The sequence below is a fragment of the Pararhizobium sp. A13 genome (genome assembly GCF_040126305.1).
Taxonomy (GTDB): Bacteria; Pseudomonadota; Alphaproteobacteria; order Rhizobiales; family Rhizobiaceae; genus Pararhizobium.
This window is the reverse complement of sequence record NZ_CP149510.1, coordinates 2,754,812-2,771,611: the sequence shown is the minus strand read 5'-3', so window position 1 is coordinate 2,771,611 and position 16,800 is coordinate 2,754,812. Positions and strand designations below refer to the sequence as shown.

Genomic DNA, 16,800 nt, shown 5'->3' with positions numbered 1-16,800 from the left:
GGACCTGGCGGAAACGGTGCGCGCCGCTTGGGGAGCGGCACGCACCTTGATGATGTCTTACTCGGCGGCGTCAGGCAGCTGCGTCGGCTGCAGCTCTTCAAGCTTCGAGTTTTCCAGCTCGACGGAGAGACCCAGGGACCGCATTTCTTTGACGAGAACGTTGAAGCTCTCCGGAATACCGGCTTCGAACGTATCGTCGCCACGGACGATCGCTTCGTAGACCTTGGTACGGCCCGCCACGTCGTCCGACTTCACCGTCAGCATTTCCTGCAGGGTGTAGGCGGCGCCGTAGGCTTCCAGAGCCCAGACTTCCATTTCCCCGAAGCGCTGACCGCCGAACTGCGCCTTGCCGCCCAGCGGCTGCTGGGTAACGAGCGAGTAAGGACCGATCGAACGAGCGTGGATCTTGTCGTCGACAAGGTGGTTCAGTTTCAGCATGTAGATGTAGCCGACGGTCACCTGGCGGTCGAACTGATCGCCGGTACGGCCATCATACAGCGTCGACTGACCAGTAACCTTCAGGCCTGCCTGTTCCAGCATCTCGTTGACGTCGGCTTCCACCGCGCCGTCGAAAACCGGCGTTGCGATTGACACGCCGCGGCGGGTCTGCTCGGCCAAGCGGACGATCGATTCATCGTCGTACTGCTTGATCGGCTCGCCCTTCGGACCGGACCCGATGACGCTGTCGATGGTATCGCGCAGCGGCTGAATGTCAGCGCCCGCCTTATAGGCATCGAGCATCGCGCCGATCTTCTTGCCCATGCCGGCACAAGCCCAGCCGAGATGGGTTTCGAGGATCTGGCCGACGTTCATGCGCGAAGGCACGCCGAGCGGGTTCAGAACGACGTCGACATGCGTGCCGTCTTCGAGGAACGGCATGTCTTCGATCGGCACGATGCGGGAAACCACACCCTTGTTGCCGTGACGGCCGGCCATCTTGTCGCCCGGCTGGATCTTGCGCTTCACAGCGACGAAGACCTTGACCATCTTCATGACGCCCGGAGGCATTTCATCGCCGCGCTGGACCTTTTCGACCTTGTCCATGAAGCGGTGCTCGAGAAGCGACTTGGATTCGTCGTACTGACCGCGCAGGGCCTCGACTTCGCCCTGAGCCTTTTCGTCTTCAACCGCGAACATCCACCACTGCGAGCGGGGGTATTCGGAGATGACGGCGTTCGAAAGCTCGGTGCCCTTCTTGAAGCCCTTCGGACCGGCGACCGCTACGTGACCGCGCAGCATGTCGAGAAGGCGCGAATAGACGTTGCGATCGAGGATCGCCTGCTCGTCGTCGCGGTCCTTTGCCAGCCGCTCGATCTCTTCGCGCTCGATCGCCATCGCACGCTCGTCTTTTTCCACGCCGTGGCGGTTGAAGACGCGGACTTCGACGATGGTGCCGAAGGTGCCCGGAGGCATGCGCATGGAGGTGTCGCGAACGTCGGAGGCCTTTTCGCCGAAGATGGCGCGCAGAAGCTTTTCTTCCGGCGTCATCGGGCTTTCGCCCTTCGGCGTGATCTTACCGACCAGGATGTCGCCCGGCTGAACTTCCGCACCGATGTAGACGATACCGGCTTCATCGAGGTTCTTCAGCGCTTCTTCCGAAACGTTCGGAATGTCGCGGGTGATTTCTTCCGGACCGAGCTTGGTGTCGCGCGCCATCACTTCGAACTCTTCGATGTGGATGGAGGTGAACACGTCATCGCGAACGATGCGCTCGGAGAGCAGGATCGAGTCTTCGTAGTTGTAGCCGTTCCAGGGCATGAACGCGACGAGGGCGTTGCGGCCGAGCGCTAGATCGCCGAGATCGGTCGACGGACCGTCAGCGATGATGTCGCCCTTGTTCAGGATGTCACCGACGGTGACCAGCGGGCGCTGGTTGACGCAGGTGTTCTGGTTCGAACGCTGGAATTTCTGCAGACGGTAGATATCGACGCCGGATTTGCCGGCTTCGAGGTCTTCCGTTGCGCGAATAACGATACGGGTCGCGTCAACCTGGTCGACTACGCCGCCACGGCGGGCTGCGATGGCAGCACCGGAGTCGCGCGCAACGACCGGCTCCATGCCGGTACCGACGAACGGTGCTTCGGCACGCAGCAGAGGCACGGCCTGACGCTGCATGTTCGAGCCCATGAGCGCGCGGTTGGCGTCGTCGTTTTCGAGGAACGGAATGAGGGCGGCCGCAACAGACACGAGCTGTTTCGGCGAAACGTCCATCAGGTTGATCTGGTCGCGCGGCGCCAGCATAACGTCGCCGGCGTGACGGCAGACCACGAACTCTTCCACAAACGACTGGTCCGCGTTGAGCTCGGAGTTTGCCTGCGCGACGTGATACTTGGCTTCTTCCATCGCCGACAGATAGACGACCTCACGCGTCACCTTGCCGTCGACAATCTTGCGGTACGGGCTTTCGATAAAGCCGTACTTGTTGACGCGAGCGAAGGTCGCGAGCGAGTTGATCAGACCGATGTTCGGGCCTTCCGGCGTTTCGATCGGGCAGATACGGCCATAGTGGGTCGGGTGAACGTCTCGGACTTCGAAGCCTGCGCGTTCGCGCGTCAGACCGCCCGGGCCAAGAGCCGAGAGGCGGCGCTTGTGGGTGATTTCCGACAGCGGGTTAACCTGGTCCATGAACTGCGACAGCTGCGAGGAACCGAAGAACTCGCGGACAGCAGCAGCAGCCGGCTTGGCGTTGATCAGATCCTGCGGCATGACGGTGTCGATTTCGATCGACGACATACGCTCCTTGATCGCACGCTCCATGCGCAGCAGACCGAGACGATACTGATTTTCCATCAGTTCGCCGACCGAACGCACACGGCGGTTGCCGAGGTTGTCGATATCGTCGATTTCGCCCTTGCCGTCGCGCAGGTCGACCAGCATCTTGACGACAGCCAGGATGTCTTCCTTGCGCAGGATGCGGACCGTGTCGGCGGCATCGAGGTCAAGGCGCATGTTCATCTTCACACGGCCAACGGCGGAGAGATCGTAACGCTCCGCATCGAAGAACAGCGTGTTGAACATGGCTTCCGCCGAATCCATGGTCGGCGGCTCGCCCGGACGCATGACGCGGTAGATATCGAACAGAGCGTCCTGACGGTTCTCGTTCTTGTCCACGGAAAGCGTGTTGCGGATATAGGCACCGACATTGATGTGGTCGATGTCGAGAACCGGGATTTCGTCGAAACCGGCCGCGAGGATGACGCCGAGCGTCTTCTCGTCGATTTCATCGCCGGCTTCGAGGAAGATTTCACCCGTCGACATGTTGACGAGGTCTTCAGCAAGGAAGTTGCCGTAGAGATCGTCGTCGGACGCCTTGATGGCCTTGAGGCCCTTTTCCTTCAACGTCTTCAGCAGGCGCGGCGTCAGCTTCTTGCCGGATTCGACCACGACTTCGCCGGTATCGGCATCGATGAGGTCGGACAGAGCCTTCTGGCCCTTGAGCGTATCCGGCTGGAACGGAATCCGCCAGCCCTTGCCGTCGCGCTGGTAGAACGACTTCGTGTAGAAGGTTTCGAGGATTTCCTCGCCGTCCATGCCGAGCGCCATCAGGAGCGACGTGACAGGGATCTTGCGGCGGCGGTCGATACGCGCGTGGACAACGTCCTTGGCGTCGAATTCGATGTCGAGCCAAGAGCCGCGATACGGGATGACGCGGGCAGCAAACAACAGCTTGCCCGACGAGTGGCTCTTGCCCTTGTCGTGATCGAAGAACACGCCCGGCGAACGGTGCATCTGCGAAACGATGACGCGCTCGGTGCCGTTGACGATGAACGTACCATTGTTGGTCATGAGCGGCATGTCGCCCATGTAGACGTTCTGTTCCTTGATGTCCTTGATGGACTTGGCGCCCGTATCCTCGTCGATATCAAACACGATGAGGCGCAGCGTCACCTTCAGTGGCGCTGCGTAGGTCAGATCGCGCTGACGGCATTCCTCGACGTCGAACTTCGGCTGTTCGAATTCGTAGGACACGAATTCGAGCATCGATGCGCCGGAGAAATCCGTGATCGGGAAAACGGACTTGAAAACGGACTGAAGCCCCTCGTCCGGACGGCCGCCCTGCGGCTCGTCGACCATGAGGAACTGGTCGTAGGATGCCTTCTGAACCTCGATGAGGTTCGGCATTTCTGCGACTTCGGGAATTTTACCAAAAAACTTGCGTACGCGCCTACGACCATTGAATGAAAGGGTCTGAGCCATCGTCGCTCCTTCAAATTTTGCATCCGGGCCTGCAACGGACGGGAACCGATGGCCAGTCGATCCCGTCAATCAATGGGTTGTCCAATCTCGTCCAACCTCCAAAAACGCTCAGCGCGGATTGCTGTGCTGTCCTTGGATCGAGACCATCCTTTTGAAGAACCCATTACCCAAAAGCCGTTTTCAATAGGCTTTTGGGTAATATGTTCAGAAAGCGGTCAAAGAGAGGCGGTCCTTTCGGACCACCTCTCCTTAGAAATAGGCACGATTACTTGACGTCGACCTTGGCGCCAGCGTCTTCGAGCTTCTTCTTGAGATCAGCTGCTTCAGCCTTGGAAACAGCTTCCTTGACAGCCTTCGGAGCGGCTTCAACGAGGTCCTTGGCTTCCTTCAGGCCGAGGCCCGTGATAGCGCGAACTTCCTTGATGACGTTGATCTTGTTTGCGCCGGCATCAGCGAGGATGACGTCGAATTCAGTCTTTTCTTCTTCAACAACAGCAGCAGCACCGGCGCCGCCAGCAGCAGCAACTGCTACCGGAGCAGCAGCGGAAACGCCCCACTTTTCTTCAAGAAGCTTCGACAGTTCTGCAGCTTCCAGAACGGTCAGCGAGGACAGGTCGTCTACGATCTTTGCGAGATCAGCCATTTTTTAGTTCCTTTTGTTCGGTTCGAACTTGGTTAGATATAAACAACGAAAAACCGCCTTATGCGGCTTCTTCGTCCTTCTTGGCGTAGGCCGCGAACACGCGGGCAAGCTGGCTTGCCGGTGCTGCAACAACGCCTGCGATGCGGGTAGCCGGGGTCTGGATCATGCCCAGCAGCTTTGCACGCAGTTCATCCAGCGAAGGCAGGGTCGCAAGCGACTTGACTGCATCCGCATTGAGCGTCGTTGCTCCCATGGCGCCGCCCAGAACAACGATCTTGTCGTTGGTCTTGGCGAAATCCATGACAACCTTTGGAGCCGTGATCGGGTCGGCGCTGAATGCAACCAGCGTCTGACCCTTGAAGAGATTGGACATCCCTTCGGCTTCCGTACCCTGAAGGGCGATCTTGGCCAGGCGGTTCTTCGCGACTTTGACGGTGCCGCCAGCAGCGCGCATCTTCGAACGGAAGTCGTTCATCTGTGCGACTGTGACACCAGCATAGTGGGCCACGACAACCGAACCGGCGCCCTTGAAGGACTCGTTCAGCTCCGTGACGAATTCGCGTTTTTCCGCTCTTTCCACTGCCTATCTCCAGTTGACTGGACCGCAAAACACAGCCCAGTCGGTTTGCCTTTGCCACATGGGATCAGAGTTGATCCCAAGCGACGCTCGAGGATCCTGTCCCCTGCGCGTTCCCGTTTTAAGCGGGTCCGGCACAAGGCAAGCCGAGGTTCGAACCGAATTCCCACGCTTAAAGCGCGTCAAATGAAATTCGGGACTCACCCGTCTCATGCAGGCTGAAGTGATTAAGGGATAACCACCTGCAATCTCGGACAGGAGTTCCGGGTTTGATCCCGGAATTCCCGGCCCCGAAGGGCCGGAAATCTGTGACCGGACCGAAGTCCGGATAAATCACTAAGCGGCGGTGACCGACGAAGGATCAACCTTGACGCCCGGGCCCATGGTCGAGGAAATCGCCACGCGCTTGACGTAGTTGCCCTTGGCACCTGCCGGCTTTGCCTTGATGACCGCATCCGCAAACGCACGGATGTTTTCTTCAATGGCGGAAGCGGTGAAGGAAGCCTTGCCGATACCGGCATGAACGATACCGGCCTTTTCGACGCGGAACTCGACTGCGCCGCCCTTCGATGCCTTGACAGCACCGGCGACGTCCATCGTAACCGTTCCGACCTTCGGGTTCGGCATCATGCCGCGCGGGCCGAGTACCTTACCGAGACGGCCAACGAGCGGCATCATGTCCGGGGTCGCGATGCAGCGATCGAAGTCGATCTTGCCGCCCTGAACGATTTCGACAAGGTCTTCTGCGCCAACGACATCAGCGCCAGCAGCCTTGGCTTCATCAGCCTTGGCGCCACGGGCGAAAACGGCGACGCGAACGTCACGGCCGGTGCCGTTCGGCAGGTTGACGACGCCACGGACCATCTGGTCGGCGTGACGCGGATCGACACCGAGGTTCATCGCAACTTCGATGGTTTCGTCGAACTTGGCGATGGCACGGGCCTTCACCAGGGAAATTGCTTCCGGCAGGGCCACGAGCTTTGTCGGGTCGATGCCTTCGCGGGTCTTCTGTACGCGCTTTGCAAGCTTTGCCATGATCTTAGCCCACCACTTCCAGACCCATGGCGCGGGCCGAGCCCTCGATCATGGTCATTGCGCCTTCGATATCGGCTGCGTTCAGGTCCTTCATCTTGGCTTCGGCGATCGACTTGATCTGAGCCTTGGTGAGCTTGCCTGCGGTCGCACCCTTGCCCGGCGTCTTCGAGCCGGACTGGATCTTTGCTTCCTTCTTCAGGAAGTAGCTGACCGGCGGCTGCTTCATGACGAAGGTGAAGGACTTGTCCTGGTAGTAGGTGATGACGACCGGGATCGGCATGCCCTTTTCCATTTCCTGCGTAGCCGCGTTGAACGACTTGCAGAATTCCATGATGTTAATGCCACGCTGACCAAGCGCCGGGCCGATCGGCGGGGACGGGTTTGCCGATCCTGCCTTGACCTGAAGCTTGAGCTGGCCTGCAACTTTCTTAGCCATTTCTCTCTGCCTTTTGGTTTTTCCTGCCTCACCGCCCGTCAGATGACGAACTGGACCAGGAAACGTTCCGACCGGTTTCCCGGCCCTTCATGCCATCCCTCGTCAAAGGGAGTGGCGGCTGCGGTTGCGTGGTGCGGAGCGCCGGTCCGGCTAAGACCGGTTTCCTTCCACGCGGATTGCGGGTCACCCCGCCTTTACCGGATACGAATATCCGGAAAACAAAAGAATGCCGCGCAGCCGGTTATCCCAGCGCTGCGGCAATCAGAAATCAGACTTTCTCGACCTGAGCGTATTCAAGGTCTACCGGCGTCGCACGGCCAAAGATCGAAACCTCGACCTTGAGGCGCGAACGCTCTTCGTCCACGTCCTGCACGATGCCGTTGAACGAGGCAAACGGACCGTCGGAGACGCGAACCTGCTCACCGATCTCGAACGAGATCGAAGGCTTCGGACGATCGACACCGTCCTGAACCTGACCGAGAATGCGCTCGGCCTCGAAATCCGGAATCGGAACCGGCTTGTTGTCGGATCCGAGGAAGCCGGTCACCTTCGGCGTATTCTTGATGAGGTGATAGGCCTCATCCGTCAGATTGGCACGCACGAGCACGTAGCCGGGAAAAAACTTGCGCTCGGCATCGACCTTGCGGCCACGACGAACCTCAACGACCTTTTCGGTCGGGACGAGAATCTTTTCAAACAGATGGCTGAGACCCTTCTGCTTGGCCTTCTCCTCGATCGATTCCGCAACCTTCTTCTCGAAATTCGAGTAGGCGTGAACGATGTACCAACGCGCTGCCATATTCATCCCCACCCGTTCAGATACCAGCATTCAGGACGAGGCCGATCAGCCAGCCCATCAGTTGGTCCGCAGCAAAAAAGAAGAGTGCCGCAAAGAAGACCATGACGAACACCATCAGCGTCGAGATCGTCGTCTCGCGCCGGGAAGGCCATGTCACTTTCGACGTCTCGGAGCGCACTTGCTGCAGAAACGTAAATGGATTTGTTTTGGATGCCATTGAATGCTCACGCCTTAACGGCCCGTAAAGCTGACGATCAGCCCCACGCGCCGCGTGTCTGTTTGAACCCTACATAAAGACCGATTCTATAAATCACAAGAGGTCAACGGTCTTTTTGCGAAATTAGCCGGAAAAAGGCAAGCCCTTTTCCTGTATGTGCTGCCATCTGTATGTGCTGCCATGCCGCCGCTGCATATGTTGCGCTGGTCCGAATGGCAGGGGCAGCAGGGCTCGAACCTGCGACCTGCGGTTTTGGAGACCGCCGCTCTACCAACTGAGCTATACCCCTAGACCGCAGCGCCGATGCCTTAAAGGCTGTGTGCCGCGGTAAGTCTGCGGCTTATTATTCAGTTTGCCCGGCGATGACAAGCGTCTTTACCGGAAAAAGAGAAAGAATTCGGTGATATCCGGCTTTCTTTTTTACCGAGCAAATGAGCCTCGCTCACCTGCTGACATATTTCCGCCAGTCATGCTCTTCCTTGAACCCGAGCACCTCGCGAATCTTCCGGTTCGACAAGAGCCCCTCGAATTCGCCGATCTCCCGCGTGAACGGTACGTTGGGGAAATAGCGGGCTGCAAGCTCGCGCGACGGCGTATCGGCCGAGACCGTGTCGTTCGCCGCGTTGAAGACCTCGAAGCCAAGACCGTCCTTCTCGATGCAGAGCTTGACGATCTGGCCGAGATCGCGCGCGTCGATATAGCTCCAGGCGATGCGCTTGCGGATCTCCGGATTGGCGAAATAGGCCGGGAATCGCTCATATTCATGCGGCTCGATCACATTGCCGATGCGCAGCGCATAGATATCGAAGCCGGAACGCTCGGCAAAGGCGCGCGCCGTCTTCTCGTTGACCACCTTCGACAGGCCGTAGCTGTCCATCGGATTGACGTCGTAGTCCTCTTCCAGCGGAAACTGATGGAAGTCGCGGTGGCCTTCGGCAAAGCAGACGCCATAGGTGGTTTCGCTTGACGCGACGATGATCTTGCGGATGCCGAACTTCACCGCCGCCTCGATGACATTGTAGGTGCCCATCGTGTTGATGCGGAAGGTCTCGTTGTCCGGCTTGATCAGGATGCGCGGTACGGCGGCGAAATGAACAACGGCGTCAAACGGCTGCGGCCCCTGCCCGTGTTCAAGATCCGGAAAGTCCCGGTGCATCGACATGACGTTGAACATCTGACCGCTGTCAGTGATGTCGGCGATGAGGTTGGTGACACCGGGGCTATCGAGCGGCACGAGATCGACATTGTGAACCTCATAGCCGGCCTCGACCAGATATGGCACGGCATGCCGCCCCGCCTTGCCCGCACCGCCGGTGAACAGAATCCGCTTGTTCATGGGACATCCTCCGCTTGCTGGCCACCCAAACAGGCGGCTTTCCTCGTCAAAACCGATATGCCCTGTCCGTTCCGCAGCCGCAATGTTATTTCTGCGCGGCAAGGGATGACGGAAGGCGCGGCGTCATCTATGTCGTATTGCACAAGGTATAACAGTCCGGACGGCCACGAAAACATGTCGATGCAAGCCGAAGATTTCGAAGCACTTCTCTCAGGCTATGAAATGGTGGCGTTGATCGCCAACAGCGAAAGCGTCGATATCGACGTAATCACGAGCACGTTGCCGGAGAAAACACTTTACGTCTTCTTCACGGGTTGCGCCAAAGTCCTCTCCCGCCCTTTCGACAAGGACGCCGTACTCTGTCATCGTCTCGTCGCCGGCGGTACGCGCTTCCTGAAGTCGCAGAAGCATTTCGACACGGCCTACAGTCTTTTTACGCGTAGCCTGAAGGCTGAAATTGGCGTGATCGCCGATCGTGGGGTTGCGGATGGAGGGGCTGGAGTGACGTCGCCGCGCAAAAGCGACCTGGTGCCGCATACGCTCGATTTCGACTACACGTTCGGCCCGCTCTACCCGGTGGAACGGATGCCGACCACGGGCTTTGCCATTGCCGTCTGGCTTGCCGAGAAGATGCCGCATGCCAATGTCTGCCTTTGCGGCTTCACGGGCGTTGCCGGCCTGCAGTTCAGCATGTACACCGAACATGACTGGACGTTCGAGCAGATCATGCTGCAGCTTTTCGTCAAGAAGGGTCGCATCCGGCGTTTTGAGGAAAAACTCAGCGAACCGGCCGGTTGCCTCGCCCGCATCCACAGCCGGTTTCCCGAATTCAGCGAAGCGACGATCGCGCTCGTTGCCAACAATGTGCTTGCCAACCGCTTCACCGGGATTGAACGGCAAGTCGCCAAGCTCTGGTCGAAGACGAAGCTCGAGCGCCGCATCCGCGGCTTCTTCAAGCGCTTCAAAAGATTCGGCCACTGACCCCGCAATACTGCGAGGAAAGTGCGAGGTTGCAGGGCGCCAAAGTCCCGTGCCGCTGAATACACGAAAGCACGTTGCAAACATCACGCGACGCCTTGCAGTTTCATGCAGGCAAGAAGATAACGCAAAAAGGCCCCACTGTTTCCAGCGGGGCCTTCCAGAATTCCGGCAATCTTAAGCGATTACTCGACGATCGATGCGACGATGCCGGCGCCGACGGTGCGGCCGCCTTCGCGGATGGCGAAGCGCAGCTTTTCTTCCATCGCGATCGGCACGATCAGCTCGACGGCAACGGTGACGTTGTCGCCCGGCATGACCATTTCCGTGCCTTCCGGCAGCGACACGATGCCCGTCACGTCCGTCGTGCGGAAGTAGAACTGCGGACGGTAGTTGGTGAAGAACGGCGTATGACGGCCGCCTTCTTCCTTCGTCAGGATGTAGGCTTCAGCCATGAACTTCTTGTGCGGCTTGACCGAACCCGGCTTGCACAGGATCTGGCCACGCTCGACGCCGTCACGGGTGACGCCGCGCAGCAGCGCGCCGATGTTGTCGCCGGCCTGGCCCTGGTCGAGCAGCTTGCGGAACATTTCAACGCCGGTGCAGGTCGTCTTCGTCGTCGGACGGATGCCGACGATTTCGATTTCCTCGCCAACCTTGACGATGCCGCGCTCGACGCGACCGGTGACGACCGTGCCACGGCCCGAGATCGAGAACACGTCTTCGATCGGCATCAGGAACGGCTGGTCGATCGGACGCTCAGGCGTCGGGATGTAGGCGTCAACCGCTGCCATCAGCTCGCGGATCGCGTCTTCGCCGATCTTCTTGTCCGAATCTTCCAGCGCAGCCAGAGCCGAACCCTTGATGATCGGGATGTCGTCGCCCGGGAAGTCGTAGGACGACAGCAGTTCGCGCACTTCCAGCTCAACGAGTTCGAGCAGTTCGGCGTCGTCGACCTGGTCGACCTTGTTGAGGAACACGACGATCGCCGGAACGCCGACCTGACGGGCAAGCAGGATGTGCTCGCGGGTCTGCGGCATCGGGCCGTCGGCAGCCGAGCAAACCAGGATCGCGCCGTCCATCTGGGCCGCACCGGTGATCATGTTCTTGACGTAGTCGGCGTGGCCGGGGCAGTCGACGTGCGCATAGTGACGGGCCGGCGTCTCATATTCGACGTGCGCCGTCGAGATGGTGATGCCGCGCGCCTTTTCTTCCGGAGCGGCGTCGATCTGGTCATACGCCTTGTATTCGCCGAAATACTTCGTGATCGCTGCCGTCAGCGACGTCTTGCCATGGTCAACGTGGCCGATCGTGCCAATGTTAACGTGCGGCTTGTTGCGCTCAAATTTGCTCTTTGCCATGGGTACGTTTCCTGTGATCAATGAGAATGGATCGTCCGGCGGCGCCGGTTTGGGGAGGCGTTTAAGGGTTTCGGAAGAATTGCGCAAGACTTAATTATTTTGCGCCCTTCCAAGACCTTGGCCTCTTGCTGATGTCTATGTGGGGATTGCCGAGCGCGATTCCAACGCCGCCGACGCCAAAGGCGGAAGTCAGCGCAAATCAACGACTTGTGCGCGATTGCTAAAGAAAAACTTTAGACGACGGGATTGTTTGGTTATTTTGCTGGAGCGGGTAGCGGGAATCGAACCCGCGTATTCAGCTTGGAAGGCTGCTGCTCTACCATTGAGCTATACCCGCGGGTCAAGATCCGTCTGACAGAATGGTGGAGGGAGTTGGATTTGAACCAACGTAGGCTGAGCCAACGGATTTACAGTCCGTCCCCTTTAACCACTCGGGCATCCCTCCATTATTCTGTCGGGATCAAGCGACCAAGCATTTCAGATCGAAGCACTCTGCCGGAGCAAGACGCCCCTTCGATCTGCGCCGGGTATATGACCGCCCCGTTTCATCCTGTCAACACGATCGGTCAGAAAAAGTTGCGAAATTCGCCATAAAGATTGCGAGCCATCGATTTCGCGAAAAACGGTTCCCCGTGCCCGCTATCACCAGTATAAGGCAGGCATGAGCAAAGATATTCCCGGCGACAAGAGCGCCAAAGACACCCATTACGCCACTCTCCGCCGCGCCCATCGCGACGCCCGGCGCGAGCGCGGCGAAATTCCGACGCCCGTCCAGGATCGCCGCAAGAAAGCATCAAATGCCGACTGGAAGGCACCGCAGCTGGCACCCGACCAGGTGCTGCTCTACGGCATCCACACCGTTCGCGCCGCGCTCGATAATCCTGAACGCAAGATCACCAAGCTGTCGGTGACGCAGAACGCGCTTGTCCGGCTGGAAACCGGTCCGGTCGAATCGCTCGGCTTTCCGGTGGAGATCGTCACACCGCAGGATCTCGACAAGATTCTCGGGCCCGATGCCATCCATCAGGGCGCGATGCTGGAAACCGAGCCCCTGCCCGTTCGCCGCCTTTCGGCGCTGAAGGACAGCCCGCTGATCCTCGTCCTCGACCAGGTCACCGACCCGCACAATGTCGGCGCCATCATGCGCTCCGCCGTCGCCTTCAATGCCGGTGCGCTGATCACCACCATGCGCCATAGCCCGACGGAATCGGGAGTCATGGCCAAGTCCGCCTCCGGCGCGCTGGAAATGATCCCCTATATCCAGATTACCAATCTGGCCGATGCGCTGGAAGAACTGCACAAGCTCGGTTTCGTTTCCGTCGGTCTTGATTCGGAAGGCCCCGCGCCGCTCGAGCAGACGCTATCCGGTGAGAAAATCGCGCTTGTTCTCGGCGCCGAGGGCAAGGGGCTGCGGCAGAAGACCCGCCAGACCGTCAACGCGCTCGCCCGGCTCGATATGCCCGGCGCCATCAAGTCGCTCAATGTCTCGAACGCGGCGGCGATCGCCATGTATGCTGCGCGCAGTTACCTGGCAAAGGCCTGACCAGCACTATTGGGTGAGGTTAGTGCCGACCGACAATCGCGCTTCGGGACAGCCATCCCGGAGCTTGCGCCATGTGGTGACGTTGAGTTCCATTTCGCAGCGCGCCAGATAGGCCACGTCACCGATCCGGATGCAGACGGTCTGGCCGAGTTCGAGTTTCGAACCGTCGCGATTTCTGCAGGTACAACGCGCGTCCGGCGGCGATGCAAGCGACATGCCTGGAAGCGTTCCGGCGAAGGCCGAAACAAGCGTCGCCACCAAAAATGTCTGAACGCTTTTCATAAGCGTAGATTAATACAAAAATGCCCTGCCTCCAAGCAGGGTAAGAGAGCATGCCGGCAAGACCCTCCGGTGCCGGTGCTCAGGCCTTTTTCAGAAATTCGGTGCGCAGCACCAGGCCCTTGATCTTGGCGTGGCGGCACTCGACCTCGTCCGGATCATCAGTCAGGTGGATGCCCTTGATCATCGTGCCGCGCTTCAGGGTCTCCGATGTGCCCTTGACCTTCAGATCCTTGATCAGAGTGACGTTGTCGCCCTCAACGAGGATCGTGCCGTTGCTGTCCCTGACGTCCACTTTTCGATTCCAATCATGATACCGTTGGCCAAAGCCTGTGATCGGGCTCTACCGCCTCCGCCGGTGCCTGTCCAGTCAGCCTCGAAAGGCGGCGGGTAAAGCGCGTCCATCCGTGAGCCCATGAAGGGTCTAGCGCAAGATATAAGAAAGCCGGACATGCGTCGTGCCCGGCTTTCAAAGTTATGCGATCCCGCAGATGATCAGGCGGCGATATCGAAATGACCGCGGTCGGCGATCGCCTTTTCAGCCTCGGTGATCGCTGCTTCCTTCGAATCCGGGCTGATGGCGAGCCCCTCGGCGCGAACAAACTCGACATCGGTGATGCCGATGAAGCCGAACACTGTGCTCAGGTAGGTTTCCTGATGGTCCATGGCGCTGATCGGCGAAGCACCCGAATAATGGCCGCCGCGGGTCGAGGCGACGATCACCTTCTTGCCCTTTGCCAGACCTTCGACACCGGCTTCGGTGTAGCGGAAGGTGGTTCCGGCAACAAGGATGCGGTCGATCCAGGTCTTCAGTTGGCTCGGAATGGCGAAATTGTACATCGGTGCGCCGATGACGACGACGTCGGCAGCAAGGAATTCGTTGAGCGAGGCGCGGCCGGCGTCAAGCTCGGAAACAAGCGAGGCGTCGAGGCCTTCCGGATTGGCCGAGGCCGCCATCAGGTGCGAACCGTTCAGATGCGCCAGCGGAGCAGCGGCGAGATCGCGGTAGGTAACGGTGTCACCCGGGCGCTCTGCCTTGATGCGAGCGACGATCGACGCTGTCAGGCGACGGGATACGGAATGATCTCCCAGGATACCGGAGTCGATATGGAGAATGTTCATGGTGGCACCTTCGTGTCTTGAGTGGCGTTTGGGTGCGTCACATATGAATTCAAAACAATGAGCCGAGAAGTCCGCCCTTCGTTGACAGACTGTTTCCTGATAGAGACAATCCAGTCTCGACGTTGGACGAAATGGAAGGTGTGACATGCAGGACCTGAACGACCTCGCGCTGTTTGCTGCCGTGGTGAAGCACAAGGGCTTTTCCGCCGCCGCTCGTGTTCTCAACATTCCGAAATCCAAGCTCAGCAAGCATGTGGCACGGCTGGAGCAGCAGCTCGACGTTCGCCTTCTCGAACGCTCGACGCGCAAGCTGCGCGTGACGGAGATCGGTCAGGCCTTCTACGAGCGCTGCGAGATAATCCTCTCCGGCGTCGAAGCCGCGGAAGCGGTGGTCGCGGCGGCCAGGAGCGAGCCGACCGGCATCGTCCGCCTCGCCTGCCCGATCGGGTTCACGCCGATGGTCGCCCATATTCTGCCCGCCTTCCACCGGCTTTATCCCGGCGTGCGGCTGCTCGTCACGACGACCAATCGCCGGATCGACCTGGTCGAGGAGCGCATCGATATCGCCCTTCGGGCCCGCGACCAACTCGATACCGACAACCATCTGATCGTGCGCAAGCTTGGTCAAGCCCGCCAGTTCCTGACAGCGAGCCCGGCGCTGATGGATCGGATCGGCAACGTGACGATCGACACGCTCGGCACGATGCCGACGCTTTCCATGAACGAACAGCACAGTTCCGACACCTGGCAGCTCAATCACACCGATGGCACGAAGCGCGATATTGTTCACCAGCCGATCATCGGCTGCAGCGATTTCGGCATTCTCGAACGCGCGGCGATCGAAGGCGTGGGCATCGCGCTCCTGCCGGATCATCTGTGTGCACGCGCCTTCCGCACCGGCGTACTGTTGCCGGTGCTGCCCGAATGGTCTTCCAACGACGCCATCGTGCACCTGGTCTTCACCTCGCGCCACGGCATCCTGCCCGGCGTCCGGGCGCTCATCGATTTCCTCGCCGAAAACCTGCCCGGCGCCATGTCTCGTTGCAAGGAAATCGATCCGGCCCCGGCGATGCTTGACGCCGCGGAATAATATAAGCGGCGGCTCGGCGCCCCCTTGTTCGAACGGTTCTGGAGCGAGCAATCTGACTCCATCAGCGAATCGGCGGCGGCGGGGAGCAGGAAACATGACGATAGAACGGAGGCGGCGCATCATCCGCAGGCGCAGAACCGCTATCGGTACTGTTCTTGTCGCTGCAATCTCGTTTCTCGCCGGCATGACCGACGCCGCAGGGCTGCTTATCGCTGGCAGTTTCGTTTCCTTCATGAGCGGCAACACGACCCGCGCCGCCGTCGCGCTCGCCGATGGGCAAACGGGATATGCGGTGATCCTGCTGGGCGCCCTCCTGATGTTTGTCGCCGGCAACGCGCTCGGCATCATCATCGCCCATAATGCGACACGGCGCACCTTCCGCGTCCTGACCGGGGTTACCGTCATCCTGGGCGTTGCTGCCATCGTGACAGGCCCGGATTTTGCAACGCTTCAGTTCTACGCGATTGTGCTTGCCATGGGACTGGTCAATGCCGCCGTCGAACACATCGAGGGATTGCCCATCGGACTGACCTATGTGACTGGCGGCCTTTCGCGATTCGGCCGAGGGCTCGGCAGCTGGATCGTCGGTGCGCCCCGGCGCGACTGGATCATGCAAATTGTCCCCTGGCTCGGCATGGCGACCGGCGGTATCTGCGGCGCCTTTCTCGAACGGGCGTTGGGCGCCAGCGTGCTCTGGCTCGCCTGCGCTTTGTCGGCGCTCATTGCGATTGTCGTCTTCTTCATTCCGCCGCGGCTCCAGAAACGTCACGCCCATCGCTCGCTGCCGCCGCCAGTACACATTCGGCCGAGATCCGGTCTATGATCACACCCTTAGGCTCTGCAGAACCAAAGCGCCGCTGCGACCGTCGAAGCTGGAAAAGCAGACGGGCGACTGCATTTTCCCTTTACACACGATCAGAATATGCTAACTCCCTGCCGCACATGCTGCCCTTATAGCTCAGTTGGTAGAGCACCTGATTTGTAATCAGGGGGTCCCGGGTTCGAGTCCTGGTGGGGGCACCATTTCATTTTTTTGCGCGATGCCTCCTACTAACCCATTGCGCGGGTTCGACATCGCTCCACTCCGCTGCACATTCTTTTCCTTTCACACCTTGATCTTTTATGCATGATACCGATGGTATCGGCGGCGGTGACACTGCCGTCAGTTGAAGAACGGACGCGCAGGA

At 59.4% G+C, this 16,800-nt stretch carries 16 protein-coding genes and 4 tRNA genes; 5 read left to right on the top strand and 15 right to left on the bottom strand.

What is annotated here, in order from left to right:
• Window positions 1-57: 57 nt before the first annotated feature.
• The 9 genes from rpoB to WI754_RS13585 form a co-directional block, all read right to left on the bottom strand.
• Complete coding sequence (gene rpoB, locus WI754_RS13625) at window positions 58-4,197, bottom strand: DNA-directed RNA polymerase subunit beta (RefSeq protein ID WP_349433987.1); 4,140 nt, start codon at window positions 4,195-4,197, stop codon at window positions 58-60.
• A 265-nt stretch (window positions 4,198-4,462) separates the two neighbouring features.
• Window positions 4,463-4,840, bottom strand: a complete 378-nt coding sequence (gene rplL / locus WI754_RS13620) for a 50S ribosomal protein L7/L12 (protein ID WP_349433986.1) — start codon at window positions 4,838-4,840, stop codon at window positions 4,463-4,465.
• Between the two features lie 58 nt (window positions 4,841-4,898).
• Window positions 4,899-5,420, bottom strand: a complete 522-nt coding sequence (gene rplJ / locus WI754_RS13615) for a 50S ribosomal protein L10 (protein ID WP_349433985.1) — start codon at window positions 5,418-5,420, stop codon at window positions 4,899-4,901.
• 333 nt (window positions 5,421-5,753) lie between these two features.
• Entirely contained in the window at window positions 5,754-6,452 is a 699-nt protein-coding gene (rplA, locus tag WI754_RS13610) for a 50S ribosomal protein L1 (RefSeq protein ID WP_349433984.1), read from the bottom strand.
• Between the two features lie 4 nt (window positions 6,453-6,456).
• Window positions 6,457-6,888: a 50S ribosomal protein L11 gene (gene rplK / locus WI754_RS13605; RefSeq protein WP_349433983.1), complete on the bottom strand. Its 432-nt coding sequence runs from the start codon at window positions 6,886-6,888 to the stop codon at window positions 6,457-6,459.
• Window positions 6,889-7,156: 268 nt separating this feature from the next.
• Window positions 7,157-7,687 carry a transcription termination/antitermination protein NusG gene (nusG, locus tag WI754_RS13600; RefSeq protein WP_018325892.1) on the bottom strand — a complete coding sequence of 177 codons (531 nt, stop codon included), beginning with the start codon at window positions 7,685-7,687 and terminating at the stop codon, window positions 7,157-7,159.
• Window positions 7,688-7,703: 16 nt separating this feature from the next.
• The gene (gene secE / locus WI754_RS13595) at window positions 7,704-7,904 is read right to left on the bottom strand and encodes a preprotein translocase subunit SecE (protein ID WP_037133855.1); all 201 of its coding nucleotides are present in this window, start codon (window positions 7,902-7,904) and stop codon (window positions 7,704-7,706) included.
• A 213-nt stretch (window positions 7,905-8,117) separates the two neighbouring features.
• Window positions 8,118-8,193 (bottom strand) — tRNA-Trp (locus WI754_RS13590).
• A 153-nt stretch (window positions 8,194-8,346) separates the two neighbouring features.
• Complete coding sequence (locus WI754_RS13585) at window positions 8,347-9,240, bottom strand: NAD(P)-dependent oxidoreductase (RefSeq protein WP_349433981.1); 894 nt, start codon at window positions 9,238-9,240, stop codon at window positions 8,347-8,349.
• Between the two features lie 180 nt (window positions 9,241-9,420).
• On the opposite strand from WI754_RS13585, the gene WI754_RS13580 reads away from it, so the two are divergent.
• A complete protein-coding gene (locus WI754_RS13580; RefSeq protein WP_349433980.1) occupies window positions 9,421-10,221 on the top strand; it encodes a hypothetical protein in 801 nt (266 codons plus the stop codon).
• 182 nt (window positions 10,222-10,403) lie between these two features.
• Here the strand turns inward: WI754_RS13580 and tuf are convergent, their stop codons facing one another.
• The 3 genes from tuf to WI754_RS13565 all read right to left on the bottom strand — a co-directional run bounded on the left by tuf (window position 10,404) and on the right by WI754_RS13565 (window position 12,024).
• Window positions 10,404-11,579, bottom strand: coding sequence for an elongation factor Tu (gene tuf / locus WI754_RS13575; RefSeq protein ID WP_349433979.1), 1,176 nt, complete (start codon window positions 11,577-11,579; stop codon window positions 10,404-10,406).
• 263 nt (window positions 11,580-11,842) lie between these two features.
• Window positions 11,843-11,916, bottom strand: a tRNA-Gly gene (locus tag WI754_RS13570).
• 23 nt (window positions 11,917-11,939) lie between these two features.
• Window positions 11,940-12,024 (bottom strand) — tRNA-Tyr (locus tag WI754_RS13565).
• Window positions 12,025-12,240: 216 nt separating this feature from the next.
• On the opposite strand from WI754_RS13565, the gene rlmB reads away from it, so the two are divergent.
• Entirely contained in the window at window positions 12,241-13,122 is an 882-nt protein-coding gene (gene rlmB / locus WI754_RS13560; RefSeq protein WP_349433978.1) for a 23S rRNA (guanosine(2251)-2'-O)-methyltransferase RlmB, read from the top strand.
• Between the two features lie 6 nt (window positions 13,123-13,128).
• Here rlmB and WI754_RS13555 read toward each other — a convergent pair whose 3' ends face one another.
• The 3 genes from WI754_RS13555 to WI754_RS13545 form a co-directional block, all read right to left on the bottom strand.
• On the bottom strand, window positions 13,129-13,338 hold the full coding sequence (locus WI754_RS13555; protein ID WP_349437813.1) for a hypothetical protein: 210 nt from the start codon (window positions 13,336-13,338) through the stop codon (window positions 13,129-13,131).
• A 145-nt stretch (window positions 13,339-13,483) separates the two neighbouring features.
• Window positions 13,484-13,696, bottom strand: coding sequence for an alkylphosphonate utilization protein (locus WI754_RS13550; RefSeq protein ID WP_349433977.1), 213 nt, complete (start codon window positions 13,694-13,696; stop codon window positions 13,484-13,486).
• 200 nt (window positions 13,697-13,896) lie between these two features.
• A complete protein-coding gene (locus tag WI754_RS13545) occupies window positions 13,897-14,523 on the bottom strand; it encodes an FMN-dependent NADH-azoreductase (protein ID WP_349433975.1) in 627 nt (208 codons plus the stop codon).
• A gap of 145 nt (window positions 14,524-14,668) precedes the next feature.
• Between WI754_RS13545 and WI754_RS13540 the strand changes: the two genes are divergently transcribed.
• The 3 genes from WI754_RS13540 (at window position 14,669) to WI754_RS13530 (ending at window position 16,636) form a co-directional block, all read left to right on the top strand.
• Entirely contained in the window at window positions 14,669-15,613 is a 945-nt protein-coding gene (locus tag WI754_RS13540; protein WP_349433974.1) for a LysR family transcriptional regulator, read from the top strand.
• 94 nt (window positions 15,614-15,707) lie between these two features.
• Entirely contained in the window at window positions 15,708-16,436 is a 729-nt protein-coding gene (locus tag WI754_RS13535; protein ID WP_349433973.1) for a YoaK family protein, read from the top strand.
• Window positions 16,437-16,560: 124 nt separating this feature from the next.
• A tRNA-Thr gene (locus WI754_RS13530) sits at window positions 16,561-16,636 on the top strand.
• Window positions 16,637-16,800: the final 164 nt, after the last annotated feature.